Below are 25,080 nucleotides of genomic sequence, written 5' to 3' on the forward strand. Positions count from 1 at the left end.
TCTTGAGCCCATGGCACCTGACAGGGAACAAGTGACCTGCTCCGACGTGGACTGGGACGCGCGCGCGGCCTCCTTCGACGAGGAGCCGGACCACGGGCTGCACGACCCCGAGGTGCGCCGCGCCTGGGCCGGGCGGCTGCGCGGCTGGCTCCCCCGGCGGGCGGGAGACGTGCTGGAACCGGGCTGCGGCACCGGCAGCCTGTCACTCCTCGCCTCCGAGCAGGGGCACCGGGTGACGGGCGTGGACCTGTCCCCGGCGATGGTGGGGCTCGCCCGGGAGAAACTGGCCGGGCGCGACGCGGTGTTCCTCGTCGGGGACGCCGCGTCACCGCCCGTCGGGGAGCGGCGCTTCGACGCCGTGCTCGTCCGGCATGTCCTGTGGGCCCTGCCCGACCCCGGCCGCGCCCTCAGGCACTGGCACGGACTGCTGCGACCGGGCGGGCGGCTCGTGCTGGTCGAGGGCGTGTGGGGAAACACCGACCCGGTCGGCATACCGGCGGAGCGGCTCACCGGCCTCCTCGCCCCGATCGCCGGGCAGGTGCGCGTGGAGCGGCTCTCGGGTGACCCCCTGCTGTGGGGCAAGGAGGTGACGGACGAGCGCTACGCGGTGGTCGCGCAGGTCCGGGCCTCAGGCCAGGAGAGCGGTGAAGTCGCCGCCGCGGGCGCGTGACTCCAGTTCGTCGAGGGCGGCCAGGGCGGCTCGTGCCGCATCCGGGTCCGCTTCGGTGAGGCCGCTCTCGGCGAACTCGTCCTCGTCCAGGCGTCGTACGTCCGTGCCGTCCGCGGAGCGCCACAGGTCCAGGTCGAGGTCCTCCACGACGAGTTCCCGGCCCGAGAGGACGGCGGGGCGGGTGATGTCGCAGTACCAGCCCTTCACCGCGCCCGTGGGCGAGCGGACCTCCTTTACCGCGTACCAGCGGTCGCGCCAGTAGTGCTCCGTGAAGACGTCCCCGGGCTCGAAGCGGACGAACCCGAAGTCGCGGACGCCGCTGCCCGCCCACGGGGCGCGGACCGCGACACGCGTGCCGTCGTCCGTCAGCAGCTCCCCGGTGTAACGGATCTTCGTACGGCCCGCCTTGACGAGCACGACGTCCAGCCGGCCAGGCCGGTCAGCCGAGTTCGCGGACATGGCGCACTTCCTTCGCGCAGATCTCGTAGCCGAACCACTTGTTGATGGCGATCATCGGTTCGTTACCGGTGTCGTTGCCGGTGAACGCCTCCGTGTACCCCGCGGCGCGGGCGCGATGCAGGGAGTCGTTCTTGGCGAGCTTCGCCAGGCCCCGGCCGCGCAGCGCCCGGGCGGTGCCGGTCATGGCGGTGCCGTAGCGGAAGTCGCCGTCGGTGTACGCCACGCTGAAGGCGGCGGGGCGGCCGTCGACGAGGGCGACCGTGGTCAGCTCGCGGTTGAGGAGGGGATGCTTCCAGGTCTCCTCCAGCCACGCCTCGTAGTCCGTGAACTCGGTCTCGATGTCGCTCGGTTCGTCCGACATCGTCTCGGCGTCCAGTTCGAACAGCGGGCGCGGATCGTCCGCGAAGTCGGTGGCCGTGCGCAGTTCGACGCCGGCCGGCGGGTCCTGGCGGGACGGCAGAGTGCCGGTCAGGTCCAGGCGCAGGAAGTAGGCGGAACGGCTGGCCCGGAAGCCGTGCCGCTCGGCGAAGGCGCGGTTGGCCGGCTCGTCCAGCACCCAGGCGAACAGCTTCCGCACGCCGAGCCCCGCCAGGCGCTCCTCGGCGGTGCGCAGCAGGAGCGAACCGGCGCCCCGATGCCTGCGGTCGGGGCGGACGTAGATGTTGGCGGAGCCCTGGCCCGGCTCGGGGCTGTCGTGGGCGACGCTGATCTGCGCCGTGCCGACGATTTCCCCGTCCTCCTCGGCGATCAGCTGCCCGAAGTGCGCGTCCGGGTGGGCGTGCGTCAGGGTGTGCACCACGGACTCGGGCGTGGACAGCATGTAGGGCAGGGCGAGGCGACGGGTGTCGGAGAACCCCTCGGCGTCGGCTCGGACATCGGGTCGCAGGTCGCGCACGATCATGGTCATGGAGGCGGACGCTACGCGGGGACGCACCCCGGATGCCTCTCATTTTCCGGCGGGTACGCGACAATCGGGCTGTGACCTTGAAGATCGACATCGATGACAGCGCACCGCCGTACGAGCAGGTGCGGGCGCGGATCTCCGAGCAGGCGCGGTCGGGTGCGCTGCCGGTGGGGTACCGGCTGCCGACCGTGCGGGGGCTGGCCGAGTCGCTGGGCCTGGCGGCGAACACGGTCGCCAAGGCGTACCGCGCGCTGGAGGCGGACGGGGTGATCGAGACGCGGGGCCGTCACGGCACCTTCGTGGCAGCGGCCGGCTCGGCGGCGGACCGGGAGCTGGCATTGGCCGCGCAGGCCTATGCGGAGCGGGCCAGGAGGCTCGGACTGGACGAGGAGGTCGCGCTGGCCGCCGTCCGGGACGCGCTGCGGGCGGCTCACGGGCAGTGAGGCATCGAGAGGTCGGCTGAGCCGGGCTCGGCGCCGACGGACCGGGTCGCCGGGTGGAGGGCCGTCGCGGCGGGACACGGACAGCGGCGGTCATGTGCGGGCAGCAACGGTCATGGCGGTCATGCGCGGACAGCGGCGGTCGTGTGCGGACAGCGGCCGTCACGTCCCGACCAGGTGCTCCGGCGTCCGTGTGATCTCCAGGCCCGCCGACCTCCCCGCCCGGCCGAACGCCATCGCGTCCTGAACCGCCGCGCCGCCCGGGTCGTTGTTGAAGTACGCGTAGACGTCCTCGCCGTCGGGCCAGGTCGTGGCGATGCGGTCGATCCAGGTGGCGAGGGAGCGGCGGCCGTAGCGGGGCCACGGCCGGGCGCGGCCCTGGTGGAAGCGGACGTAGCCCCAGCCGGTGGTGCGCCACAGCGGCGTCGCGGGACGGGCCAGGATGTCGGCCCAGCACAGGGCGGCGCCCCGGGACCGCAGGACCGCGCGGACCTCGGGCGTCCACCAGGAGTCGTGGCGGGGCTCGACCGCGACCCGGGTCGAGGCGGGGAAGCGGGCCAGGCAGGCGTCCAGCAGTCCGGGATCGGCGCGCAGGGTGGGCGGCAGCTGGAGCAGGACCGGGCCGAGGCGGTCGCCGAGGCCCGCCGCGTGGCTCATCAGCCGGTGCACCGGCTCCTCGGGGTCCTTGAGCCGCTTGATGTGGGTCAGATAGCGGCTCGCCTTGACCGCGACCACGAAGTCCGGGGGCACCCGCCCCCGCCAGTCCTCGAAGGTCTCCCGGGCGGGCAGCCGGTAGAAGGCGTTGTTGATCTCGACGGTCGCGAAGTGCCCCGTGTACTCCTCCAGCCAGAGCCGCATCGGCAGCCCGGAGGGGTACAGGACGTCCCGCCAGTCCTTGTACTGCCACCCGGACGTGCCGACGAACAGGGTCATAGCCCCATGAAAGCACCGGCCCGCCCGGACCTCCTACAGATACAGCCCGGCGTCGACGCCCCCGCGCGGCTCCGGCAGGGCCGTCGGGGACGTGCCCCGGCGCAGCGCGTACAGCTCCGCCAGCGTCGCGCCCTCCCGGCCGACCCCTTCCTCCCGGCCCAGCCAGCCCACCGCCTCCTGGCGGGTCAGCGGGCCCACCTCGATGCGGGCGAGGCAGCGGCCGGGGCGGACCACCGCGGGGTGGAGGCGCTCCAGGTCCTCGTTGGTGGTGACGCCGACCAGGACGTTGCGGCCCTGGCCGAGCAGCCCGTCGGTCAGGTTCAGCAGCCTCGACAGGGCCTGGCCCGCCGTGTGCTTGGCCTCGCCGCGGATCAGTTCGTCGCAGTCCTCCAGGAGCAGCAGCCGCCAGCGGCCCTTGCCCGTGGCGTCCTCCTCGCCGATGGCGATGTCCATGAGGTAACCCACGTCGGAGAAGAGGCGCTCGGGATCCAGGACGCAGTCCACCTGGCACCAGTCGCGCCAGGAGCGGGCGAGGGTGCGCAGCGCCGAGGTCTTGCCGGTGCCCGGCGGGCCGTGCAGTAGGAGGAGGCGGCCCGCGATGTCCTCGGGCGTCGTCTTCATCAGCCGGTCCATGGCGTCCGCCACCGGCGCGGTGTAATTGGGCCGGACCTCGTCCCAGGTGCCCGCCGCGATCTGGCGGGTCGTGCGGTGCGGGCCGCGGCGCGGGGAGACGTACCAGAAGCCCATCGTGACGTTCTCCGGCTGCGGTTCGGGTTCGTCCGCCGCGCCGTCCGTGGCCTGGCCGAGGATCTTCTCGGCCAGTTCCGCGCTGGTCGCCGTCACCGTGACGTCGGCGCCCCGGTTCCAGCGGGAGATCAGCAGCGTCCAGCCGTCGCCCTCCGCGAGGGTCGCGCTGCGGTCGTCGTCCCGGGCGGCGCGCAGCAGCCGGGCGCCCGGTGGCAGCAACGTCGCGCCGGACCGTACGCGGTCGATGTTCGCGGCGTGGGAGTACGGCTGCTCGCCCGTCGCGAAACGGCCGAGGAACAGCGCGTCGACGACATCGGACGGGGAGTCGGAGTCGTCGACGTTGAGCCGGATCGGCAGCGCCTCGTGCGGGTTTCCAGACATGCCGCCATGATCCGGCACGGGGACGCCGCGTGCACCCGGTTTCCCCGTGCACGCGGCATGTTGCTCCCGCGCAGGTCAGCCCCCCGAGCGGGAGAGCAGCCCGCGCGCCCGCCGGGCCCCGCGGACCAGGGCGTATCCCTTGGTCAGGGCGCGGTCCCCGGCGAACGTACGGGCGATCGCGCGGCCCTCGACCACCCGCTCGAACTCCTCGATACCCGTGCTGCGGCGCACGGTCACCCGCCGCAGGGCGTACGGCCCCTGCGCGCGCCGCGCGAGGCCGTTGCCGACGGCGAGGGCCTGGGCGTACCCCGTCTCGCGCACCGTCTGCCGGACCCGGCGGCTGGAGTAGCCGTAGGGGTAGGCGAACGAGGCCGGTACGGCACCCAGCTGGTCCGAGAGGATCTCCTTGCAGTGGATCAGCTCGAACCGCAGAGTGGCGTCGGAGACCTGGTCGAGCTGCGGGTGGCTGTGGCTGTGCCCGCCGATCTCGACGCCTCCCGCCGCGAGTTCGCGGACCTGGTCCCAGTCCAGCATGGTGTCCAGGCCGCCCCCGGTGTCGTACGGCCCCTTCAGCCACCCGGTCGTGACGAACAGGGTGGCCGGGAACCCGTGCTTGGCGAGCGCGGGAAGGGCGTGCCGGTGCACGCCCTCGTAGCCGTCGTCGAAGGTGATGAGGACCGGCCGCTCGGGCAGCGGCCGGCCCGAGCGCCAGCACGCCGCCAGTTCGGCCGTGGTGACGGGCCTGAGCCCCCGGTCGGCTAGCACCGCCATCTGCTCGGCGAACGCCTCCGGGGTCACGGACAGCACGCGGGTCGCGTCGTTCGGGTCGGTCGCGACCGCGTGGTACATGAGGATCGGTACGGGGGCGTCGCTCACGGACTCGCCCCTTCCCTCGCCGCTCCCTCGCCCGGCCCGCGCGGAGCCGCCACCTCCACCTCGGGCACCGAGAACGTGGTTGCGCCCCGGCGCGCCCGGACACTGCCGACGACGTATCCCCCCGCCGCCGTCAGCACTCCCGCGACGATCGCGCCGGCCCGCCCCGCACCGCCCGGCCGGGCCAGCAGGGCGTCCCACAGGCCCCGGGCCACCCCGGCCGGCAGGACCCGGGTGGCGTACCGGCGTTCGGACTCCAGGCCCTTCTCCGCGCCGACACTCCGGGCGACCAGGGCCTTGGACAGGCCCTCGGCGTAGGCGCGCGTGCGGAAGTAGCGGAAGTGCTCGCGGGCCTCGGGCACCCGGTGGTGGATCACCGCCCGGTCGTCGATCAGCAGCACCGCGTCGGGCCGGGCGCGGCTGAGGCGGATGCACAGTTCCGTCTCCTCGCAGCCCAGCGGGCGTTTGTCGCCGTCCCGGCCGATGCCGGTGGCGAAGCCGCCCGCCGCGTCGAAGGCACTGCGGCGGAACGAGGCGTTGCCGCCGAGCACATTGCGCACCCGGACCCGGCCGGGCGGCAGGCCCCGGTACGTGCAGCCCACCACCCAGTCGAACTCCTCGGGGAACCAGTCCGGGCGCCGCCCCGACGCCCAGACCGGCACCGTACGCCCGCCGACCGCCATCACCCGCGGGTCCGCGTACGCCCCGGTGAAGTGCCGCAGCCAGTCGCGCTCGGCCACGGCGTCGTCGTCGAGGAACGCCACGATCTCGCCGCGCGCGGCCGCGATGCCCGTGTTACGGCCGGCGGACAGGCCGCGGGGGCCCGCGTTGGCGAGCACCCGCACGTCCCCGGCCTCCTTGTACTCCTTGCCCAGGCGGTCCAGGAGAGCCTGGTGGTGGTCGACGACCAGCAGCGTCTCCAGCGGCGGCCGCGACTGCGCCCGCACCGAGGAGACCGCCGCGAGGATGTCCTCCCAGCGGTCCTCGGTGTACGCGCAGATCACGACGGAGACGTCGGGACCGCTCAAGACACCTCTCCCCGCGTCGCGGCCGGCATCGGAGGCCGGGCCGAACGGCGGCGCAGCGCACGGCGGTTGGAGCGCTCCTGGAGGATCACCCTCAGCACGCGCAGCCCGTCCCGCACGGCCCGCAGATTGCTGGTGCCGTGGATGCGCAGGTATTCGTGGCTCGGGATCTCCTGCACCTTGAGCCCGGCCTTGACGACCCGGATGTTCATCAGCGTCTCGACCTCGAAACCGGTGCAGTCGAGGTCGATCTTGTCGAGGCAGTGCCGCCAGAAGGCGTTGTACCCGTAGCACAGGTCGGTGTAGCGGGCGCCGAACTTGCGGTTGACGACCGTGCACAGCGCCCAGTTGCCGAGCTTGCGGATGAAGGTCATGTCGTCGGTGCCGCCGCCGTTGGCGAAGCGGGAGCCCTTGGCGAAGTCCGCGCCCGAGACCAGGGCGGAGACGTACGAGACGATCTCGTTGCCGTCGGCCGAGCCGTCCGCGTCCACCATCACGATGATGTCGCCGGTGCACGCCTGGAACCCGGTGATCAGAGCGTCGCCCTTGCCCTTGCCGCGCTGCTCCACCACCTTGACCTCGGGCCACAGCTCGCGTGCCACCGCGACGGTGTCGTCGGTGGAGTCGCCGTCGACCAGGACCACCTCGTGGATCCAGTCGGGCAGGGTCTTGAAGACGTACGGAAGGTTGTCCGCCTCGTTCATGGCCGGGATGACCACGCTCACGGGCGGCGCTATGGCCAGGTGCGAGGAGACGGGCCGGTACTTCCCGGCGGTCGGCGGATGCGGGTCCGTCGCGGCCGGCTGCAGAACTGAACTCATGAGTCTGGTCCCTCTCGTCCGGTGGACCGCCCCCCCAGGGCAGTCCGGATCCAGTCCGGTTCGAAAGGGGGGTTCTCACCCGTGGCACGCCGAGATGGAGCTTCGGGCACGCCGGGTGAGCTGGCAAAGCTGGACGGCCCCGAAAAAGGGCAGCCGACCGCGCGGCACGGCCCGGAGACCGTTGCGGTCACCGAGCACGGCACCCCCCTACCGCGCCCCGCGCCGGTACGTCGCGGTCCTTGAGCCCTCCCCTGGAGCCGCGTACTGACGGACCGATGCGGGTGAGATGTATGACGGTATTGACGATTGAACCCGTATGGCAAGACCTGGAACGGCCTCTCACGTTTTTGTTGGTTTTGCCGGTGCGGCAGGCGCTCTGCGGGGCGCAAGTGGACAGGTTCCCGTCCATGAACGACCGTTCCCCGGAGGCGATCAGGGCCTCCGGGGAACGGGTGTTCACGTGCGTGTGCAATGGCGTCACTGCATGAGCTGCAGCAGCCGGTTCGGTGAACCCGAACCCGCGCTCGTGACCTTGCCGTGAGCGCGTGCCTGGGTGGGGGCGCGCCATGTGGGGGTGTGCGCATGCTCGCGCACGCGGGCGGGGAGGGTCGCGTTTCGTCCCCGGGCGGAGTAGAGCCTGCGCCGTCTACCGGCGTGGAACAAGAGAGTTGAGCACCCGTCGACAAACCTGCCACCCGCCCCGGAAAGGAACGGAATTCTTGGCATGGACACTTCCAGTCAACACGCGTAGCTGCTACGACGGTTATGGCAGAGATCCTGCTAAAGGGAGGTTCCATGAGACGTTCCCGACTTGTCGTCCTCGTGAGCTCGCTCCTCCTCGCCGTCGGCACCGCCCTCACCGGGGCAGCCGCGGCGCAGGCGTCCTCACTCGCCGCAACTGGCGGCTATGCAGCGCTCGGTGACTCCTACTCCTCCGGAGTCGGTGCCGGCGGCTACATCAGCTCCAGCGGCGACTGCAAGCGCAGCACGAAGGCCTACCCCTACCTCTGGGCCGCCGCCCACTCACCCTCGACCTTCGATTTCACGGCCTGTTCCGGCGCCCGAACGGGTGATGTTCTGTCCGGACAGCTCGGCCCGCTCAGCAGCGCCACCGCCCTCGTCTCCGTCACCGTCGGCGGCAACGACGCGGGATTCGCCGACGTCATGACGACCTGTGTGACCCAGTCCGACAGTGCCTGCGTCTCCCGCATCAACACCGCCCGCGCCTACGTCGACTCGACGCTTCCCGGCAAGCTCGACAGCGTGTACTCGGCGATCCGCTCCAAGGCGCCCAACGCCCGTGTGGTCGTCCTCGGCTACCCCCGCTTCTACAAGCTCGGCTCCACCTGTCTCGGCCTCTCCGAGACCAAGCGCAAGGCCATCAACAACGCCTCCGACCACCTCAACACCGCCCTCGCCAAGCGCGCCGCGAACCACGGCTTCGCCTTCGGTGACGTCCGCGCCACCTTCACCGGCCACGAGATCTGCTCCGGCGACTCCTGGCTGCACAGCGTCAACTGGCTCAACATCGGCGAGTCGTACCACCCGAAGGCCCCCGGCCAGTCGGGCGGCTATCTGCCGGTGCTCAACGCCAACGACTGACCGCTCAGCCGGAGTCCGTGCCCGACTCCGTGTCCGAACCCGTGACCGAAGGAGAAGGGGAGGCCCCGTCCGTCGGGGTCTCCGTCTCGCACGTGATCGAGAACGGCACCGACTCGGACGTCGTGCGCACCGGCTCCCGCACCTCGACACCGATCTCGTTCTCGAACCTCCCGGTCTCCTCCTTCGTCGTCACGGTCACCGCGTCCCGCTTCGTACGGCCGCCGCCCTCCGGGAACGACAGCGTCTTCCAGCCCCCGTCGAGCACCGAACCGTCCTGCGTCACCCAGCGGTAGCGCACCTCGGCCGGCAACCGCCCCACCGTGAACGTCGCCGTGAACCTCGGTGCCTGGGCGTTCGGCGGCGGACACGGGCCCGTGTACTCCGTGCGCGTGCCGTCCAGGCCGACCCGCACCGACTGCGGTGGCGGACTGCTCTCCTCGCTCTCGCTCTCACTCGGCGTCGGGGAAGGACTGGACTTCCCGCTCCCGGTGTTCTGCGGCGGACTCTTGGTCTCGGCGGGCGTGCTCGCCCCGGCACCCCGGTCGCCGTTCCCGTCTCCGTCCCCGCCGTTCAGCAGCGCGTACGTCAACCCGCCCACCGCGAGCGCCAGCGCGGCCACGCCCGCGACCAGCGCGCGGCCGGTCCGGCGGTCATGGTCCTGCCGGCTCGCCGTCGTCGTCGCCCCGGCACGGGACGACGACGGCTGACCGGGGAAGGGCATCGGGGGTGTGGGGGAGGGCTCGGCGTGGACCGCCGCCGTCGGCGGATACGGCACCGCCCGTGCGGTGTCCGCGCGGGGCGAGCCGCCCGCACCGATGACCCGCAGGTCCTGCTCGGCCCGCTCGGCCGGCAGCCGCTGCCCGGGATCCTTGCGCAGCAGCCCCTCGATGACCGGGGCGAGCGGACCGGCCCGGTACGGCGGCGGCAGCTCCTCGTCGACGATCGCGCGCAGCGTGCTCAGCGGGGTGTCGTGACGGAACGGCGAGTGACCCTCGACCGCCGCGTACAACAGCACACCGAGCGACCACAGGTCGGACTCCGGACCCGGCGTACGGCCGAGCGCCCGCTCCGGGGCGAGGAACTCGGGCGAGCCGATGACCTCCCCGGTCATGGTCAGCGCGGAGCTGCCCTCGACCATGGCGATCCCGAAGTCGGTGAGCACGATGCGGCCGTCGTTCGCGATCAGCACGTTGGCCGGTTTCACGTCCCGGTGCAGCACCCCGGCCTCGTGCGCGGCGCGCAGCGCGGCCAGCACCTCGGCGCCGACCTGCGCGGCACGCTGCGGCGGCATCGGGCCCTCGGCGTCCAGGACCTCGGCCAGGGACAGGCCGCGGACCAGCTCCATGACGATCCACGGCCGGCCGTCGTCCGTCGCCACGTCGTACACCGTGACCACGTTCCGGTTGGCGACCCGGGCCGCCGCCCACGCCTCCCGCTCCAGCCGCGCGTACATCCGCTGTACGTCGTCGCCCCCCAGCCCGGCCGGGGCGCGCACCTCCTTGACGGCGACCTCGCGGTGCAGCACCTCGTCACGGGCGCGCCACACCGTCCCCATACCGCCCTCGCCGAGCGGCGCGAGGAGCCGGTAGCGGCCCGCGATCACCCGCTCATGGCCCGCTTCTTCGGACACGGCGCCCCCGTTCGCAGCCGGGCGAATTCTCCATGAGGTCTGTTTTCCCCACGACGTCGGATTTCCTCACGAACGTAACTCAGCCGAGCGCGGATGCCGCCCCCTTGAACACCAGTCCGGCCCCGAGAACGACGACGGCGAAGGCCGAGCCGAGCGGCGCGGTCCGGCGCACCAGGGCCGCCATCGGGCCCGCCGTCCAGCGCGGGCGCCGGTCCATGAGCCGCGTCATGCCGCTGCCCGCCTTGACGACGGCGTACCCGGCGGCCGTGAGGGTGAGCGCCAGCCCGACGCCGTACGCGACGACGAGCAGCAGACCGAACCAGGCCTGCCCGAGGGCCGCCGCCCCGACCAGCACCACCACGGCGGAGGGGCTGGGCACGAGCCCGCCCGCGAAGCCCATGAGGATCGTGCCGCGGAGGGTGGGGGCGACGGAGTGGGAGTGGGTGAAGCCGCCGTGGGTGTGCTCGATCGTGTGGGGATGCGAGTGGGGGTGGGGATGGTCGTGTCCGTGGTCGTGATCACGGCCGTGTGCATGGTCGTGGCCATGGCCGTGTGCATGGTCGTGGTCGGGGCGGTGATCCTGCGCGTGGCTGTGGCTGTGGCTGTGGCTGTGGCTGTGGCTGTGGCTGTGGCTGTGCGCGTGGCTGTGGCCGTCGCTCTTGTCGGCGTGGGCGTGGCTGTGGCCGCCGTGGCCGTGTGAAAGGGCGGGCGCGCGGTTGCGCAGGGCGCGGCGGACCAGGCTCGCGCCGGCCAGGGTCACCAGGAGCCCGCTGGCGACGCCGAGCCAGGCGACCACCGAGGGGGCCGCCGCCGAGCCGGCCGTGACCAGGAGGCCCAGGGCGACCACGCCCAGGGTGTGGGTGACCGTCACCGAGGCGGCCATGGGCAGGACGTCCTTCATCCGGGCCTGGCCGCCCCGGGCCGCGGCCGTCGCGGCCATGATGGTTTTGCCGTGGCCCGGGGCGAGCGCGTGCATCGCCCCCAGGACGACGGCGATGCCGAGGGCCAGCGCGGCGAAACCGGCGGTGAGGTCGTGCCGGGCGACCAGGTCGTCCAGGGCGCGCGTCCAGCGGTCGGCGCCGCGCGGCAGCACAGAAGCCGCCGAGGCGTCCGACTCCTCCTCGGCCAGGGCCGGACCGCCGGGGCGCACACGCAGTGCGGCGGACGCGGTGTCGGCGGGGGAGGACAGCAACTCCTCGGGATAACGGGTCAGTTCACCGGACACCGACTTCTCGGGCACGTCCGACGCGGTGAGCGTCATCCGGTCGCCCCGCGCCGTGATCTCCCGCCAGCCCGGGCCGGAGGCGGCACCGGCGCCGCGGAAGCCGAGGGACACCGTCTCCTTCTCCGACGGCAGGGGGGCGGTCAGCTCGCACTCCACGCGGAGGGTGTCGAGGCCCGCCTGCCCGGGCCGCACGCGCGCGTGGCTGCGCTCGGCGGTCAGGGCCGCGGTACGGCCGTCGACGGTGACCCTGCTGTCCGCGGCCGCCTCGGCGCACCGCTCGCGCGCCCACATGCCGATGCCGAGCCGCTCGATGTCCGGCCCCGCCTGGGTCGCCGGGATCTCGGCGAGGTCCTCGACGTGGTGGACGCGTAGTTCGCCCGGCGCGGCGACGAGGCCGTCGTAGCGGTTGACGGTGAAGTTGCCCAGCGGATGGGCGCTCGCCGTGGCGGCGGGCAGCAGGGTGAGCGCGCAGGCGGCCGTGAGGACGGCGGCGCCGGACGCGAACAGCCGGCGCAGTGTCACCGGTTCCCCTCCAGGTCTTCGAGTGCGGTACGGGCCTCGCGCGCGCCGAGGGGCGAGAAGCCGGGGTTGAGGTCGAGTGCGGCCTTCAGGTGCTCGCGGGCCGCGCGCTCGTCGCCGGCGGCGCGTTCGATGATCCCGCGGTGGTAGAGGAAGGCGGCGTTGCGGTAGCCCGTGGCGGTCGCCCGGCGGGCGTACGGCAGGGCCTCCTCGGCACGGCCGTTGACGTGCAGGGCCCAGGCGAGGGCGTCGGCGGTGTGGACACTGTGCCGGCGGTCCCACTCGGCGCGGGCGGCGCGCAGGGCCGCCTTCTTGTCGCCGTGGTCGGCGGCGGCCATGGCCGCGTCGAGGTCGGCGTTGACACCGCCCGCGCGGGCGAGGGCCGTCCAGGCGTCCACGAGGGCGTACTGGTCGCCGGCCTTCGCCCGGTCGCCGTCGGCGCCGCGGTGCTCGTACAGCTCGCCGAGGGCTACGAGCGGCCCGGGCAACGGGAAGCGGGTGACGACCTGCTCCAGCCCCTTCACCGCGGCCGCGCGGTCACCGTTCGCGGCCTGGGCGCGGGCACGGCCCTCCAGGGCGGGCAGGTACTCGTCGTCGGCGGCGAGAGCACGGGCGTAGTGGCCGAGGGCCGTGTTGTACTCGCCCTGGTTCCAAGCGAGTTGACCCAGGGCGGTGGCGACGTACGCGACGTCGGCGGGCGCGTCGGCCGAGCCCAGGGCACGCTCCAGCACCTCACGCGCCGTGCGGACGTCGCCGCGCAGCTCGTGCACGTACGCGTACCGCGTGAAGACGGGCACGCCGGGACGCCTGTCGTCGGCGGTGCGGGCGGCCGCGGCGGCGTCGTCGTACCGGCCGAGCTCGACGAGGGCGTCGACACGGGTGCACAGGGCGCGCTCGTTGTAGGGGTTCTGCCGCAGGGCCAGGTCGGCGTGCTTCAGGGCGCCGGGGAAGTCGTGCCGGGCGGCGGCCAGGGCGGCCCGGCCGGCGAGCGCCTGGTCGTTGCCGGGCTTCAGCGTGAGGGACCGCCGCAGGGCGCGTTCGGCCTGCGGGTACCGGGAGGGGTCGCCCTTCGTCCGGGCCTGCTCGACGTAGGCGACACCGAGGGTGGCCCAGCCGCCGAAGTCCTTCGGCTGGGCGCGGAGATGCTCCTGCAGGGACACGATCCCCGTGTCGAGATCCCCCCGGGCGAGATCACCGGGCGACAACGCCCCGGCCGCCGACACGGGACGGGCCCCGCCGTCCTGTCCGCCCCCGACCGCGATGGCCCCACCGGTCACGGCGACCGCCAGCAGCACGGCACACGCGCCCAGGTGCAGCGCCCGCCACCGCCGCCCCCCGTCGGCGGCCCGCCGCAGGGCCGCGACTCGCCGGCCGGCATCCTCCGCGGCGGGCGCGTCAGCGGGGTCGGCGTCCGAATCCGCGTCGGAACCGACGCTGGTGCTGGTGCTGGTGCTGGTGCTGGTGCTGGTGTCCGTGCCGGCCTCCGCCTCTGTCTCCGCCTCCGCTTCAGCAACCGTCTCCCCGCCCACGGACCCCTGTCCGTCGGCCCCGGGCTCCGGGTCCGCCGACGACGGGCTGTCGTCGGCGCGCCTCTCCGGTGTGCTGTCCGTCGTACGCGGAGGCATGGGCTCTCCTCAATCGGCTGTGCTGAAGCGGGAGTCGGCGACGCGGCCCGCGCCGTGGGGGATGGGGAACGGGCCGCGCCGGTCGGGGGAGCGGAACGGGTCAGTACGCCCGGTTCCGCATGCGGCGCCACCACATGAGTGCCGCCCCGATCAGGACGATGCCGCCCGCCCCGGCTCCGGCGGACGCGGCGATCAGGCGCATGTCGTCCGAGCCCTGCGCACCGGCCGGCTGGAGCGCGTCGCCCAGCTGGCTGCGGACGTCGTTGCCGCCGTCCACGCCCTTGGCGAGCGGGCCGCGCGAACCCTCGGTCGGGTTGGCCAGATAGGGGAAGGACTTGCCGAACTTCTTGTCGTTCTTGTCGACCGCGTCACCGAGGTCGTTCTTGGCGCCGAGCAGCTCGCCCTCGACGACCTGGAGAGACGCGTCGATCACGTCGTCGGTGAGCCGCCGCCCGTTCGGGAAGCCCGCGGTGTCACCGTCCAGGACACCCAGCCGCTTGGGCTTGGCGGCCGGCTTGATGGAGGTGTTGAGCCGCAGCTGCTCCGACGGCGTCACGTGCGGCGGCTGGTTGAGGTCCTTGACGCCCTTGAGGAAGACGTCGACCAGGTCGTTGCGCGGCTCGGCGGGCGCCGGGATCTTGTAGATCGCCTCGATGAGCTTGGGCAGCTCGGGGTTGGTGACGTTCTCCAGGAACTGGGCGTCGTCCCGAGGCGCGGACGCGTTGAACGTGTCCTTGTCCTTGAGCGGGTTGACGACCTCGTTCACCAGCGGGTTGCCGAGGCGCGAGACCTGCCTGAAGTGGCCCTGGGCGTTCTTGCGCTGCGTCGTGGACCAGATGCCGACGATCGGCTGGTCGTGCGACTCGGTGATGAAGCTGTTGGGCACCTGCAGGGCGATCGAGTTGACGTTGTAGCCCTTGAGCGTGTCGTTGCCGACCTCGGAGAGGTTCCCGCCGTACAGCAGGTCGAAGACGCGCAGGTCCAGGAAGAAGGGGTCGTCGGCCTGCCCGGCGAACGTCTGGGCGCCCCCGGCGAGCTTGTGCACCGCCTGCTCGCGCAGGGTGTCGTAGTCCGGCATCGACGCCTTGCCGACGTTCGACGGCGCCACCGGCACGTCGTCGGCGACCTTGGTCTTCGACACCGCCTTCAGATTGCGCAGCTTGATCAGCTCGAGGTCGTACGTCTGCGTGATGTTGAGGTCGGGGTCGTCGAGGCTCTCGACCGGACCCGTGTTGTACAGGAACGTCTTGTCGTTCTTCGTGTGCGTCTTGAACGTGTACCGGAAGAGCAGGTCTTCCTTCGCGTCGCCGTCGCTGTCGATGCGCAGGTCGTACTGCGCGTCCTCGGCGAACGTGAAGAAGTTCGGCCCGCCGGCCGGTTCCTCGAACGGGATCCAGTTCGCGATGATGGTCGTCGTGTCCGGCTTGTCCGGGCTGACGAACGCGTACACGTCGGTGTTGTCGTACTGCGGAGTCCCCGAGATCAGCGGGGCCTCGCGGTGGCTGGAGGCGGAAGCCGCCTCAGGTTCCAGCGCGGTCACACCGGCGGCTGCGAGCCCGCCGGCGGCCAGCGCGCCACAGATCACGGTCGCGATGCTCGTGCGTCCCGCACCGGTCCTGGAGATAGGTGTCATGCCGTCCGTCCTCCGTGCCAACTTGCCTGACACACGCCATTCGGAGCGGTCGGCGAAGCGGATTGGTCGAATCTCAAACGTTCTTACGGCGGGTGGGCGAAGTTGTTTCATCGCGACCCGACCCGCGTTTTCGGCGCGTTGATCCGTAACCCCATCCGGAGGTGTGTGTGTTGCGGGTACCTCGGGTGAGGGGACAGGCCCGGTGCGGCCTCGGAGAGGGGGACCGAGTGGAGGCGGACGAACTGCTGCTGCTCGTGGCAGGAGGGGACCAGCGGGCCTTCGAGGAGCTGTACGGGCTGGTGTCCGGCCCGGTGTTCGGACTCGTACGGCGTGTCGTGCGCGACCTCGCCCAGTCGGAGGAGGTGGCTCAGGAGGTGCTGCTCGAACTGTGGCGGTCCGCAGCGAAGTTCGACCCGGGGCGGGGCAGCGCGATGTCCTGGATCCTCACCCTCGCCCACCGCCGTGCCGTCGACCGGGTGCGCAGCGCCCGTGCGGCCGGCGAGCGCGAGCAGCGTGAGGCGCTGCGCGCGAACCAGCCGGCCTTCGACCACGTCACCGAGGAGGTCGAGGCCGGTCTGGAACGCGAGTGGGTGCGCCGCTGCCTGGACCGGCTCACGGTCCTGCAGCGCCAGTCGGTCACGCTCGCCTACTACGAGGGCTACACGTACCGTGAGGTCGCCGAGCAGCTCTCCCTGCCGCTGGGCACGGTCAAGACGCGGATGCGCGACGGTCTGACCCGGATGCGCGAGTGCCTGGGAGGTGCGGCATGAGCCTCTTCCGCCGCGAGGACCCGCACTCGCTCGCCGCGCCCTACGCGCTCGACGCCCTGGAACCCCCGGAGCGGATCCGTTTCGAGAGGCACATGAAGGACTGCGACCGCTGCACCGCCGAGGTGCGTGCCCTGACCGAGGACGCCGTCCGGCTCGCCTGGTCCACGGCCGCCCCGCCCCCGGCCGCGATGCGCGACCGGGTCATGGCCGCCGTACGGGCCACTCCGCAGGACCCCGCGCCACAGGAGACGGCGCGTGACTCGGCACGCGCGCACGCGCCCCAGCTGCCGCCGCACGTGTGGGGCACCCGCCCGCCGCCGCGGCAGCGGGCGCGGCGCCGGATCCCGCTGTTCGCGCCCTTCGCCACGGCCACCGCCGCCGCGGCCCTCGTCGTCGCCTCGCTGTTCGCGGTGCAGGCGAACCGGGCCCAGGACGAACTGACCGCCGAACGCGACCGGTCACGTGAGATCGCCCACGTCCTGGCTGCTCCGGACGCCCGTGCGAGCAGCGGACAGGACGGACGGGGCCGCACCATCGGGGTGATCGCCTCCGCCACGGAGGGGAGCGCGGTGGTCACCCTCGGCGGATACGGCGCCCCGCCGGGCGGCCGCGTGCACCAGTTGTGGCTCATGCGCCCGGGCGCGCAACCACGCTCCCTGGGGCTCTTCGAGGGCGACACGCCCCTGGTCGCGACGGGTCTCGGCACCTCAGGGACGTCACTGGCCGTAACCGTCGAGCCCGACGGTGGATCGCCGCAGCCCACCACCCAGCCGATCGTCCAACTCGCCCTGAAATCTGTTGGATTCGGAGAGTAATCGGAGATACATCGTCAACCCCCTTATGGGGAAGGTGAATCCTGTGACCGCGATACATGTGTGCCCGGACGGGGCGATAGGGTTAACCTGCCCGGGCCGGGTGGACTCGTACGGGTGGGGAGTGACATGGAACAGATAACGATGCGCAGCAGGGCCAGGGTCCCTGCGATCACGTGCGGGAGCAGCGCGAGCAGTTCGCGCCTCGACCGTCACCTCTCGGTGTTGGGTGGCCCTGCCGTCCCGCAGGGGGAGACGGTCGAGGCGACCTCGCTGATGCGTGAACTGACCGCGCGTCAGCCGCACGACCGCAGTGGCAGGGGCGCGCGCGTGCGTCGCGTCTCGCTCTTCGCGCCGCTACGCCGGCTGCGCCGCTCACTGTTCGGCAGCAGGTAGGGGCCCGCGCTCGGGCGGTCACACCGCCCCCGGCGCCCGCCGCGCACTCGTCGTCCGTCATCCCCACGGCACGCAGCGGCGCCAGGTGCATCCCGAGCGCGGCACGCCCCCTGTCGGTGCCTCATCCCCGCCCGGCAGTGACCGGGGGCGTCGTCCGGATCCGGTGTCCCGGCCGCCGGTTCACCGCTCCCCGTGCGCGTACTGACGCACGGCCAGCGGCACGAACACCCCGAGCAGCACGGCGCACCACAGGAGCGACCCCGCGACGGGGTGGGCCACCGGCCAGGCCGCCCCGTCCGGCACCGGCGTGTTGCCGAAGAGGTCCCGCAGGGCCGTCGCGACCGCGCTGATCGGATTCCACTCGGCGACCGTCCGCAGCCACCCGGGCAGTCCGCTCGTCGGGATGTACGCACTGGACAGCAGCGGCAGCAGGAACGTCGCCCCGCCCAGCTGACCGGCAGCCTCCTCGTTCCGGGTGAGCAGGCCGAGGTAGATGCCGGCCCAGGTGCACGCGAAGCGGAACAGCATCAGCAGCGCGAACGCCCCCACCGCTTCGAGCGGACCGCCCTCGACACGCCAGCCCACCGCGAGACCCACCAGCAGGAACGGCACCGTCCCGGCGGCCGTCACCACCAGGTCCGCGGCGGCCTGGCCCAGCGGCACGGCCGCCCGGCTCATCGGGAGCGTCCGGAAGCGGCTGGTCACACCCCGGTGCGTGTCCTGGGCCGCCTGGAACATGCCGGTCATGATGCCGCCCGCGGCGGTCGCCACCAGCAGGCCCGGCACGAGGAACGACCGGTACGCCTCGCCCGGCACCGCCAGCGCGCTGCCGAAGACGTAGCCGAAGAACAGCAGCATGCTGACCGGCATCGTCTGGGTGAGGATCAGCAGCCCCGGGTTGTTCCGCAGCCGCAGCAGCTGGCGGCCCAGCATCGCGGTCCCGTCGTACGCCAGCATGCTCACGCGGCACGCTCCTTCACGTCGGTCGTCTCGGTCGTGGTCTCCGTCAGGCGCAGGAACACGTCGTCGAGCGTCGGGGGCCGCAGGCTCACGTCCAGCAGCGGCACGCCCGCGGTGTCCAGGGCGCGCACCAGCAGCGGGAGGGTGAGCGTCGGATCCTTGCTCACCGCGCCGACCGCGTTCCGCTCGGGGTCGAACGACGGCTGCGCGCCCGTGAGCCGGTCGAGCACGCCCGCGGCCGTCGCGAGCACGTCCGCGTCCGGCACGACGACCTCGGCGTGCGCCCCGACCAGCGCCTTGAGCTGCGCCGGTGACCCGGTGTGCGTCACCCGGCCCCGGTCCACCAGGGCGATGTCGTCGGCGAGTTGGTCGGCCTCCTCCAGGTACTGCGTGGTGAGCAGCACGGTCGTGCCCTCGTTGGTCAGGCCGCGCACCACGTCCCGGATGAGGGTGCGGCTGACCGGGTCGAGGCCGGTCGTCGGCTCGTCCAGGAACAGCACGTGGGGGCGGCGGATCAGGCTCGCCGCGAGGTCCAGGCGGCGGCGCATGCCGCCGGAGTAGGTGGACGCGGGGCGGTCGGCGGCCTCCGCCAGCCCGAAGCGGCCGAGGAGTTCCGCGGTTCGGCCGGCCGGGTCGCGCACCCGGTGCAGCCGGCCGAACAGCCACAGGTTCTGGCGGCCGGTGAGGTCCCCGTCGATCGACGTGTCCTGCCCCGTCACGCTGATCCGGCGGCGTACGGCGGCGGCCTCGCGGACCAGGTCGTGCCCGGCGACCCGGGCGGAGCCCGCGTCCGGCCGCAGCAGGGTGGTCAGCAGCCCTACGGCCGTCGTCTTGCCCGCCCCGTTCGGTCCGAGGACCCCGCACACCGTTCCCTCGGCCACCGCGAGGTCCAGCCCGCGCAGGGCACGGACCTCCCCGAACCGCTTCTCCAGACCCTCACTAAGTACAGCGTACGTAGAAGTCATGGCAGGACCATAGTGCACTACGTACGCTGTACGTAACTAGGATGGTGGCCGAGGTGATGACCGATGGCGGGCCGAGCGGCCGTACCCGAAGTGATCTGGGCGCGCCCCGAGCGCACCGGCCGTGGGCCGAAACCGGCGTTCACCCGCGCCGACATCGCGGCGGCGGCGGTGCGGATCGCCGACGCGGAGGGGCTCGACGCGGTGTCCATGCGGCATGTCGCGGCGGAGCTGGGCTGCGGCACGATGTCGCTGTACAACTACGTCCCCCGCAAGGAGGACCTGTACGAGCTGATGATTGACGCGGTCGGTGCCGAGCACGAGTTGTTCGAGCCCACGGGCGACTGGCGCGCCGACATGGTCCGGAACGCGGAGGAGACGCGGGCCATCATGTACCGCCACACCTGGGTGCCGCGCCTGATGCCGGGGGTGTTCGGCTTCAGCCCCAACACCCTGCGCTACCTGGAGCACTGCCTGGCCTGCCTCGAACCGCTCGACGCTCCGGCCGGCGTGAAGACGGAGCTGATCGCCCTGCTCAACGGGGTCGTGACGACGTCCACGGCGAACGACATCGCAACCGTCGAGCGCACCCGCTCCATGCCGTGGTCCGTGGAGGAGGAGAACGCGGTCCGGATGGCCTATCTGGGCAGTCAGGTGGCCACCGGCGCGTATCCGCGGCTGGCCGCCGCCTTCATGGAGCAGAGCGGGCCGGTCGATCTGGAGGCGGTGTTCAGACGGGCCCTCGAACGCGTCCTGGACGCCTTCGATCCCAGCCCCCTAGGGCCAGAGCAGCGCCTGGAAGGCTAGAGCAGCGCGAGCTGGCCCTCCGGGCCTTCCTCCGGGTCGTCCAGCACCGTGGCCGGGCGGTGGGCCGAGGCCGGTGCCGGGAGGACGCCCGCCCGGGTCAGCTCGGTCGTCGTGATCGGGTCGGGGAGTGCCGGCTCCTCACGGGGGTGCGGTTCGGCGAGCAGGGCCAGGACCGTGATCAGCTCCAGCAGTTCGGACGTCCAGGCCTGCGGCCACGTGGCCGGGCGGATCGCCGCGAGCGTGCCCGGCTCGGGCTCGGTGACGCGCGCCGCGAACCACTGTTCCAGGACGCGGACGCCGCCCGCCTCGAAGTCCCAGGCCTCCGGCGGCACCGGCGAGACGCGGCCCTCGTCGAGGAACAGGGCCTCCTCGTCCCGGTCGTAGCGCAGGGTCAGCGGGCGGGACGGCAGCGGGGCGCGGACGTAGGGGCGGCGGCCGCCGGGGAGTTTGGGGCGTTCGCCGTCGCGGCGCATCAGCCACAGCGTCCGGTGGCCCCGCTCCAGACCCCGCTCCCACGCCTCGGCGTTCCCGGTGAGCGGGACGGTGAGATCCGGGCGGGCCGTGGCCGTGATCCAGGCCAGCACGTCCAGCGGCGCGGGGGTGCGGCCCAGGCGGCTGCCCAGGTGCTCCAGCAGGCCAGGGGCCAGATTCGGTTCGCGGCCGCCCGGGCGCCGGAACAGCGGGCGGACCCGGCCGGGGCGGAGCAGGGGGAGCAGCGAGGTGACCAGCAGGGGCGGAGTGAGGGCCCTGGGGGCCTCCACAACGAAGACCTGCCGCTCGTCCGCCACCCGCCACAACTCGGGCCGGGCCGCGTCGATCAGCCGCTGGTCGGGGATCAGCCACTGCTCGTCGAAGGGGCCGTACAGCACGCGCACCGGCTCCGGGCACGGCCCCGAGGCACGGGTGAGCCTCTCCGTGCCGCTGCCGGCCCGGCCGGGCAGCCGACCGACCGCGGTGTGCGGCGTGCGCGAGCGCGTCGGCTCGAACAGGGCCTCGCGGTCGGGCCCCTCGGCCTTCAGCAGGGCGTCCCAACGGGCCTTCAGGGACGCCGGGTCGGGGCCCGCCGGCCACCCCCGGCCGAGCCGCGGCGGTGCGACGGACCACGGCATGAGGTCCGCCAGTGGCGGAGCGTCGTCGTGCGTCACGCCGGGCATCGTACGACGACCCCGAGGGGCGCGGGGCGGCCCGGCCCCCGCCCGTCCGCGGCGCTCACGTGGCGTCCAGGGTCACGGTGAAGGAGAACCGGTCCCCCCGGTAGTGGATGACGGCCACGTCCAGGGGCCGCCCCTCGGGGTCGTACGTGATGCCCGTGTAGTGCAGGATCGGGCTCAGCAGGGGAACCCGGAGCAGCCGGGCCGTCTCCGGGTCGGCCAGCCGCGCCTCGACGGTGTCGGTGATGCGGCTGATGTCCGCCCCCACCACGTCCCGCAGCACCTTGGTCATGGGCCACCGGACGAGGTCGTCCAGGCCGATGCGCGCTGCCAGTTCGGGACGGACGTAGTTCCGGGCGTGATTCGTCGGCTCCCCCGTCTTCTCGTCGCTCCGCAGCCGGTGGTACGTCGCGACCTGAGCCACGTCCGGGAAGAACTCGGCGAGTTCACCCGGCACGGGGGCGGCGCCGTGGTCCAGCAGTTCGGTCGCCATGCCGGACTGCTGGGCCACGATCGCGTCCACCGAGCCGAGCAGCCGCACCGGGGAACCCCTGCGCGCATGCGGCTCGATGAACGTGCCCCGCCGGCGGTGGCGGGTGATCAGCCCCTCGTCCTCCAGCTCCTTCAGCGCCTGCCGCATGGTCAGCACGCTCACGCCGTAGTGCCCGGCCAGCTGTTCCTCGGTGGGCAGGCGCAGCGGGTCCTGGGGCGAGCGGCCGAGGATCGAGGCGCGCAGCGACTGCGACACCTGGTACCAGAGCGGCAGCTTGCGGTTCAGAACGATCGAGTCCGGAGCGAAGGAGGTCACGAGCCATCCGTACCGGTAGGAAATGATCAGTGCAAGGGGCGGAAGTGCCGCTCCAGGCCCTGCCAGACGTCGTCGTAGCGCTGCTGGAGGTGCTCCGCCCGGGCCGCGTGCGGCGTCAGGGTCAGCGGCCAGCGCGTCTCGAACATGAACGCCAGGCCGTCGTCGACCTTCTGCGGCCGCAGCTCGGCGGCGCTCGCCCGGTCGAACGTCTCCCGGTCCGGTCCGTGCGCCGACATCATGTTGTGCAGCGAGCCGCCGCCCGGCACGAAGCCCCCCTTTCCGGCCGTCTTCGCGTCGTACGCGCCCTCGATCAGGCCCATGTACTCGGTCATCACGTTCCGGTGGAAGTACGGCGGCCGGAACGTGTCCTCGCCCACCAGCCAGCGCGGGGCGAACACCACGAAGTCGACACTGGCCAGGCCCGGGGTGTCCGACGGGGACGTCAGCACCGTGAAGATCGACGGGTCGGGGTGGTCGTAGGTGATGGTGCCGAGCACATTGAACCGGCGCAGGTCGTAGACGTACGGCACATGGTTGCCGTGCCAGGCGACGACATCGAGGGGGGAGTGGTCGTAAGTGGCCGTCCACAGGTTGCCGCAGAACTTGTTCACCACCTCCACCGGTCCCTCGACGTCCTCGTACGCTGCGACCGGGGCGCGGAAGTCCCGGGGGTTGGCGAGCCCGTTGGCGCCGATGGGGCCCAGGTCGGGGAGGCGGAAGGGCGCGCCGTAGTTCTCGCACACATAACCGCGGGCCGTCGGGCCCGGCCCGCCGTCGGACGCGGTGTCCAGCAGCTCCACACGGAAGCGGACCCCACGCGGAACGAGCGCCACGTGGCCCGGCTCCACGTGGAGCAGGCCGAACTCCGTGCGCAGCAGCAGCCCGCCGCGCTCCGGGACGATCAGCAGCTCCCCGTCGGCGTCGCTGAACACCCGGTCCATGGACGTGTCGGCGGTGTAGAGGTGCACGGCGATGCCGGTGCGCTGGGTGGCGTCGCCGTTGCCCCCCAGGGTCCACAGACCCGCCAGGAAGTCGGTCCCGGGCGCCGGGTCGGGCAGCGGGTTCCAGCGCAGCCGGTTGGGGTCGGGCACGGTCTGGGTGAAGGGAGCGGTGCGGATCGAGCCGTTGTGGCTCCGGGTGAACGCCGGGTGCGCGGCCGAGGGGCGGATCCGGTACAGCCAGGAGCGGCGGTTGTGGGCCCGCGGCTCGGTGAAGGCCGTACCGCTCAGCTGCTCCGCGTACAGCCCGAGCGGGGTGCGCTGGGGCGAGTTGCGGCCCTCGGGCAGTGCGCCCGGGACGGCCTCGGAGCTGTGCTCGTTGCCGAAGCCGGAGAGGTAGGTCAGCCCTTCGGCGGTCTTCCGCGCTCCCTCACGCTCGAACCCGCTCGCGCGGGTGGTACCCCCATCGCCCATGGTCGCTGCTCCCTTGCGGTCCGATTCCTATGCAACACCGTAGGATTGCGTTTTCTCCGACGCAAGTGGGGCGCGCTCCTCTTGACGGATGACTCGAACCCGACTTGAGGACGATCCGCCCAGCCGGACGCGTGTTCTACGCTCCCGGGCATGTCGTGGACACGGGGACTTCTCGCCGCGCTCGTGGTCTGTGTCCTTCTGGCCGGATCCGCGGGCTGCCGCTCCGGTGGTGATGCCCCGAAGGGCGGGGCGTCTCCCACGCCGGCGGGCAAGCTCCTGGAGGACCGGGACCCGGAAGGGCGGCCCTATCGCGAGGTGGCGCGGGAGGGCGCCCCGGACGTCGCCATCGAGGTGCAGCCCGATGCGGCGGGCGCCTGGGACGTACGGCTGGCCGTGCGGAACTTCCGGTTCTCGCCGGCCGGCGCGGCGGCCCGGGCGGTGGCCGGGCGCGGCCTCGCGCACCTCTACCTCGACGGCCGTCTCGTCGCCCGGCTCCGCGCCCCCGGGTACCGGCTGGCCGCCGACCTCGTCCCGCGCGGCACCCACCACGTCACGGCCCGCCTCCACGCCGACGACGGCACGGTGTGGGTGGTGGACGGCGAGCCGGTGGAGAGCACGGCCGACATCACCGCGTATCGGCCGGACCCGGGCGCGGCCCCGGACCTGGACCCGGGCGCGACACCGGACCCGGGCGCGACACCGGACCCGGGCGCGACACCGGAAGCGAGCGCCGGGCGGAAGGCGGGGCGGAAGGCGGGGCCCCGCGCGACGGACGGCCGGTCGCGGAACGGGGGGCGAGGTTCACCGGACCGCGCCGGAAGGGCATCATGAAGCCCGTGCCCCATGCCACATCGCTCCGTCGTGCGCCCGTGCAGCGGCGCAGCGCCGAACGCCTGACCAGGATCCTCGACGCCTGCGCCGACCTCCTCGACGAGGTCGGCTACGACGCCCTGAGCACCCGCGCCGTCGCCCAGCGGGCCGGCGTCCCCATCGGCTCGGTCTACCGCTTCTTCGGCAACAAGCGCCAGATGGCCGACGCGCTGGCCCAGCGCAACCTCGAGCGGTACACCGTGCGTGTGACCCGGCGCCTCGGGGAGGCCGGTGGCGGCGGGGGCTGGAGCACGGCCATGGACGCCGTGCTCGACGAGTACCTGGACATGAAGCGCACGGCGCCCGGCTTCTCCCTGGTCGACTTCGGCAACCAGATCCCGGTCGGTGTCCGCCACGACGAACCCAACCACCGCGTCGCCGACCGCCTCACCGAGCTGCTCTCCGGCTATCTCGGCCGCGAGCCTGACGACGATCTGCGCCGGATCTTCCTCATCGCCGTGGAGACCGCCGACACCCTCGTCCACCTGGCGTTCCGGGTCGCGCCGGAGGGGGACCGGAAGATCATCGAGGAGGCCCGGGAGATGCTGCGGGCCTATCTGGCCCGGGTGCTCGGCTGAGCTCACCCCGGCCAGGGCCTCCCCTCCGTTCATACCGGTCGGTATGCTCGGGCGCATCCGCGCGTCA

25 protein-coding genes are annotated in these 25,080 nt (G+C 72.8%); 9 read left to right on the forward strand and 16 right to left on the reverse strand.

Annotated elements, in window-relative coordinates:
- Window positions 1-10 precede the first annotated feature (10 nt).
- Window positions 11-670: a class I SAM-dependent methyltransferase gene (locus ACZ5TL_RS13130; RefSeq protein ID WP_468589622.1), complete on the forward strand. Its 660-nt coding sequence runs from the start codon at window positions 11-13 to the stop codon at window positions 668-670.
- Here ACZ5TL_RS13130 and ACZ5TL_RS13135 read toward each other — a convergent pair.
- Together ACZ5TL_RS13135 and ACZ5TL_RS13140 are read right to left on the reverse strand one after the other, a co-directional pair.
- The gene (locus ACZ5TL_RS13135) at window positions 629-1,129 is read right to left on the reverse strand and encodes a ribonuclease FAU-1 family protein (protein ID WP_468589623.1); all 501 of its coding nucleotides are present in this window, start codon (window positions 1,127-1,129) and stop codon (window positions 629-631) included. The two genes, ACZ5TL_RS13130 and ACZ5TL_RS13135, sit on opposite strands and share 42 nt — an antisense overlap.
- Complete coding sequence (locus ACZ5TL_RS13140) at window positions 1,110-2,036, reverse strand: GNAT family N-acetyltransferase (RefSeq protein ID WP_468589624.1); 927 nt, start codon at window positions 2,034-2,036, stop codon at window positions 1,110-1,112. The genes ACZ5TL_RS13135 and ACZ5TL_RS13140 overlap by 20 nt, the downstream gene beginning before the upstream one ends.
- Before the next feature lie 71 nt (window positions 2,037-2,107).
- Between ACZ5TL_RS13140 and ACZ5TL_RS13145 the strand changes: the two genes are divergently transcribed.
- The gene (locus ACZ5TL_RS13145; protein WP_468589625.1) at window positions 2,108-2,476 is read left to right on the forward strand and encodes a GntR family transcriptional regulator; all 369 of its coding nucleotides are present in this window, start codon (window positions 2,108-2,110) and stop codon (window positions 2,474-2,476) included.
- Window positions 2,477-2,635: 159 nt separating this feature from the next.
- Here the strand turns inward: ACZ5TL_RS13145 and ACZ5TL_RS13150 are convergent, their stop codons facing one another.
- The 5 genes from ACZ5TL_RS13150 to ACZ5TL_RS13170 form a co-directional block, all read right to left on the reverse strand.
- Window positions 2,636-3,406 carry a DUF72 domain-containing protein gene (locus ACZ5TL_RS13150; protein ID WP_468589626.1) on the reverse strand — a complete coding sequence of 257 codons (771 nt, stop codon included), beginning with the start codon at window positions 3,404-3,406 and terminating at the stop codon, window positions 2,636-2,638.
- A 33-nt stretch (window positions 3,407-3,439) separates the two neighbouring features.
- Window positions 3,440-4,534: a DUF5925 domain-containing protein gene (locus ACZ5TL_RS13155; RefSeq protein WP_468589627.1), complete on the reverse strand. Its 1,095-nt coding sequence runs from the start codon at window positions 4,532-4,534 to the stop codon at window positions 3,440-3,442.
- A gap of 75 nt (window positions 4,535-4,609) precedes the next feature.
- Entirely contained in the window at window positions 4,610-5,410 is an 801-nt protein-coding gene (locus ACZ5TL_RS13160) for a polysaccharide deacetylase family protein (RefSeq protein WP_468589628.1), read from the reverse strand.
- Window positions 5,407-6,435: a glycosyltransferase family 2 protein gene (locus ACZ5TL_RS13165; protein ID WP_468589629.1), complete on the reverse strand. Its 1,029-nt coding sequence runs from the start codon at window positions 6,433-6,435 to the stop codon at window positions 5,407-5,409. Before ACZ5TL_RS13165 ends, ACZ5TL_RS13160 begins: the two co-directional genes overlap by 4 nt.
- Window positions 6,432-7,253, reverse strand: coding sequence for a glycosyltransferase family 2 protein (locus tag ACZ5TL_RS13170; RefSeq protein WP_468589630.1), 822 nt, complete (start codon window positions 7,251-7,253; stop codon window positions 6,432-6,434). The genes ACZ5TL_RS13165 and ACZ5TL_RS13170 overlap by 4 nt, the downstream gene beginning before the upstream one ends.
- A gap of 795 nt (window positions 7,254-8,048) precedes the next feature.
- Between ACZ5TL_RS13170 and ACZ5TL_RS13175 the strand changes: the two genes are divergently transcribed.
- Window positions 8,049-8,855: an SGNH/GDSL hydrolase family protein gene (locus tag ACZ5TL_RS13175; protein ID WP_468589631.1), complete on the forward strand. Its 807-nt coding sequence runs from the start codon at window positions 8,049-8,051 to the stop codon at window positions 8,853-8,855.
- Between the two features lie 4 nt (window positions 8,856-8,859).
- Here the strand turns inward: ACZ5TL_RS13175 and ACZ5TL_RS13180 are convergent, their stop codons facing one another.
- The 4 genes from ACZ5TL_RS13180 to ACZ5TL_RS13195 all read right to left on the reverse strand — a co-directional run bounded on the left by ACZ5TL_RS13180 (window position 8,860) and on the right by ACZ5TL_RS13195 (window position 15,487).
- The gene (locus ACZ5TL_RS13180) at window positions 8,860-10,485 is read right to left on the reverse strand and encodes a serine/threonine-protein kinase (protein WP_468589632.1); all 1,626 of its coding nucleotides are present in this window, start codon (window positions 10,483-10,485) and stop codon (window positions 8,860-8,862) included.
- Window positions 10,486-10,564: 79 nt separating this feature from the next.
- Window positions 10,565-12,232 (reverse strand): nickel transporter, encoded by a 1,668-nt coding sequence (locus ACZ5TL_RS13185; RefSeq protein WP_468589633.1) that lies wholly within the window; start codon window positions 12,230-12,232, stop codon window positions 10,565-10,567.
- Complete coding sequence (locus tag ACZ5TL_RS13190; protein ID WP_468589634.1) at window positions 12,229-13,854, reverse strand: tetratricopeptide repeat protein; 1,626 nt, start codon at window positions 13,852-13,854, stop codon at window positions 12,229-12,231. The genes ACZ5TL_RS13185 and ACZ5TL_RS13190 overlap by 4 nt, the downstream gene beginning before the upstream one ends.
- A 100-nt stretch (window positions 13,855-13,954) precedes the next feature.
- A complete protein-coding gene (locus ACZ5TL_RS13195; RefSeq protein ID WP_468589635.1) occupies window positions 13,955-15,487 on the reverse strand; it encodes a DUF4331 domain-containing protein in 1,533 nt (510 codons plus the stop codon).
- A gap of 227 nt (window positions 15,488-15,714) precedes the next feature.
- On the opposite strand from ACZ5TL_RS13195, the gene ACZ5TL_RS13200 reads away from it, so the two are divergent.
- The 3 genes from ACZ5TL_RS13200 (at window position 15,715) to ACZ5TL_RS13210 (ending at window position 17,465) form a co-directional block, all read left to right on the forward strand.
- Window positions 15,715-16,257, forward strand: a complete 543-nt coding sequence (locus tag ACZ5TL_RS13200; protein ID WP_468589636.1) for a sigma-70 family RNA polymerase sigma factor — start codon at window positions 15,715-15,717, stop codon at window positions 16,255-16,257.
- Window positions 16,254-17,072 (forward strand): anti-sigma factor, encoded by an 819-nt coding sequence (locus ACZ5TL_RS13205; RefSeq protein ID WP_468589637.1) that lies wholly within the window; start codon window positions 16,254-16,256, stop codon window positions 17,070-17,072. Before ACZ5TL_RS13200 ends, ACZ5TL_RS13205 begins: the two co-directional genes overlap by 4 nt.
- Before the next feature lie 126 nt (window positions 17,073-17,198).
- On the forward strand, window positions 17,199-17,465 hold the full coding sequence (locus ACZ5TL_RS13210) for a hypothetical protein (protein ID WP_468589638.1): 267 nt from the start codon (window positions 17,199-17,201) through the stop codon (window positions 17,463-17,465).
- Window positions 17,466-17,645: 180 nt separating this feature from the next.
- Here ACZ5TL_RS13210 and ACZ5TL_RS13215 read toward each other — a convergent pair whose 3' ends face one another.
- Together ACZ5TL_RS13215 and ACZ5TL_RS13220 are read right to left on the reverse strand one after the other, a co-directional pair.
- Complete coding sequence (locus ACZ5TL_RS13215; RefSeq protein ID WP_468590026.1) at window positions 17,646-18,422, reverse strand: ABC transporter permease; 777 nt, start codon at window positions 18,420-18,422, stop codon at window positions 17,646-17,648.
- A 2-nt stretch (window positions 18,423-18,424) separates the two neighbouring features.
- On the reverse strand, window positions 18,425-19,390 hold the full coding sequence (locus tag ACZ5TL_RS13220; protein ID WP_468589639.1) for an ATP-binding cassette domain-containing protein: 966 nt from the start codon (window positions 19,388-19,390) through the stop codon (window positions 18,425-18,427).
- A gap of 63 nt (window positions 19,391-19,453) precedes the next feature.
- Between ACZ5TL_RS13220 and ACZ5TL_RS13225 the strand changes: the two genes are divergently transcribed.
- Window positions 19,454-20,194 (forward strand): TetR/AcrR family transcriptional regulator, encoded by a 741-nt coding sequence (locus tag ACZ5TL_RS13225; protein WP_468589640.1) that lies wholly within the window; start codon window positions 19,454-19,456, stop codon window positions 20,192-20,194.
- On the opposite strand, the gene ACZ5TL_RS13230 is transcribed toward ACZ5TL_RS13225, so the two are convergent.
- The 3 genes from ACZ5TL_RS13230 to hmgA are packed head-to-tail and all read right to left on the reverse strand — an operon-like array spanning window position 20,191 to window position 23,565.
- Window positions 20,191-21,348 (reverse strand): type ISP restriction/modification enzyme, encoded by a 1,158-nt coding sequence (locus ACZ5TL_RS13230; protein WP_468589641.1) that lies wholly within the window; start codon window positions 21,346-21,348, stop codon window positions 20,191-20,193. The two genes, ACZ5TL_RS13225 and ACZ5TL_RS13230, sit on opposite strands and share 4 nt — an antisense overlap.
- Before the next feature lie 55 nt (window positions 21,349-21,403).
- Window positions 21,404-22,153, reverse strand: coding sequence for a GntR family transcriptional regulator (locus ACZ5TL_RS13235; RefSeq protein WP_468589642.1), 750 nt, complete (start codon window positions 22,151-22,153; stop codon window positions 21,404-21,406).
- A 26-nt stretch (window positions 22,154-22,179) separates the two neighbouring features.
- Window positions 22,180-23,565: a homogentisate 1,2-dioxygenase gene (gene hmgA / locus ACZ5TL_RS13240; RefSeq protein ID WP_468589643.1), complete on the reverse strand. Its 1,386-nt coding sequence runs from the start codon at window positions 23,563-23,565 to the stop codon at window positions 22,180-22,182.
- A gap of 150 nt (window positions 23,566-23,715) precedes the next feature.
- On the opposite strand from hmgA, the gene ACZ5TL_RS13245 reads away from it, so the two are divergent.
- Complete coding sequence (locus tag ACZ5TL_RS13245; RefSeq protein WP_468589644.1) at window positions 23,716-24,396, forward strand: hypothetical protein; 681 nt, start codon at window positions 23,716-23,718, stop codon at window positions 24,394-24,396.
- The gene (locus ACZ5TL_RS13250) at window positions 24,393-25,013 is read left to right on the forward strand and encodes a TetR/AcrR family transcriptional regulator (protein WP_468589645.1); all 621 of its coding nucleotides are present in this window, start codon (window positions 24,393-24,395) and stop codon (window positions 25,011-25,013) included. The genes ACZ5TL_RS13245 and ACZ5TL_RS13250 overlap by 4 nt, the downstream gene beginning before the upstream one ends.
- Window positions 25,014-25,080 lie beyond the last annotated feature (67 nt).

This window comes from Streptomyces sp. NPDC033136, from assembly GCF_055578235.1.

Bases quoted from the DNA above. Each gene is read 5' to 3' on its own strand.
- ACZ5TL_RS13130 (WP_468589622.1), top strand. From the start codon at position 11: ATGGCACCTGACAGGGAACAAGTGACCTGCTCCGACGTGGACTGGGAC.
- ACZ5TL_RS13135 (WP_468589623.1), bottom strand. From the start codon at position 1,129: ATGTCCGCGAACTCGGCTGACCGGCCTGGCCGGCTGGACGTCGTGCTC.
- ACZ5TL_RS13140 (WP_468589624.1), bottom strand. From the start codon at position 2,036: ATGACCATGATCGTGCGCGACCTGCGACCCGATGTCCGAGCCGACGCC.
- ACZ5TL_RS13150 (WP_468589626.1), bottom strand. From the start codon at position 3,406: ATGACCCTGTTCGTCGGCACGTCCGGGTGGCAGTACAAGGACTGGCGG.
- ACZ5TL_RS13155 (WP_468589627.1), bottom strand. From the start codon at position 4,534: ATGTCTGGAAACCCGCACGAGGCGCTGCCGATCCGGCTCAACGTCGAC.
- ACZ5TL_RS13170 (WP_468589630.1), bottom strand. From the start codon at position 7,253: ATGAGTTCAGTTCTGCAGCCGGCCGCGACGGACCCGCATCCGCCGACC.
- ACZ5TL_RS13175 (WP_468589631.1), top strand. From the start codon at position 8,049: ATGAGACGTTCCCGACTTGTCGTCCTCGTGAGCTCGCTCCTCCTCGCC.
- ACZ5TL_RS13190 (WP_468589634.1), bottom strand. From the start codon at position 13,854: ATGCCTCCGCGTACGACGGACAGCACACCGGAGAGGCGCGCCGACGAC.
- ACZ5TL_RS13195 (WP_468589635.1), bottom strand. From the start codon at position 15,487: ATGACACCTATCTCCAGGACCGGTGCGGGACGCACGAGCATCGCGACC.
- ACZ5TL_RS13205 (WP_468589637.1), top strand. From the start codon at position 16,254: ATGAGCCTCTTCCGCCGCGAGGACCCGCACTCGCTCGCCGCGCCCTAC.
- ACZ5TL_RS13210 (WP_468589638.1), top strand. From the start codon at position 17,199: ATGGAACAGATAACGATGCGCAGCAGGGCCAGGGTCCCTGCGATCACG.
- ACZ5TL_RS13215 (WP_468590026.1), bottom strand. From the start codon at position 18,422: ATGCTGGCGTACGACGGGACCGCGATGCTGGGCCGCCAGCTGCTGCGG.
- ACZ5TL_RS13220 (WP_468589639.1), bottom strand. From the start codon at position 19,390: ATGACTTCTACGTACGCTGTACTTAGTGAGGGTCTGGAGAAGCGGTTC.
- ACZ5TL_RS13225 (WP_468589640.1), top strand. From the start codon at position 19,454: ATGGCGGGCCGAGCGGCCGTACCCGAAGTGATCTGGGCGCGCCCCGAG.
- ACZ5TL_RS13230 (WP_468589641.1), bottom strand. From the start codon at position 21,348: ATGCCCGGCGTGACGCACGACGACGCTCCGCCACTGGCGGACCTCATG.
- hmgA (WP_468589643.1), bottom strand. From the start codon at position 23,565: ATGGGCGATGGGGGTACCACCCGCGCGAGCGGGTTCGAGCGTGAGGGA.
- ACZ5TL_RS13245 (WP_468589644.1), top strand. From the start codon at position 23,716: ATGTCGTGGACACGGGGACTTCTCGCCGCGCTCGTGGTCTGTGTCCTT.
- ACZ5TL_RS13250 (WP_468589645.1), top strand. From the start codon at position 24,393: ATGAAGCCCGTGCCCCATGCCACATCGCTCCGTCGTGCGCCCGTGCAG.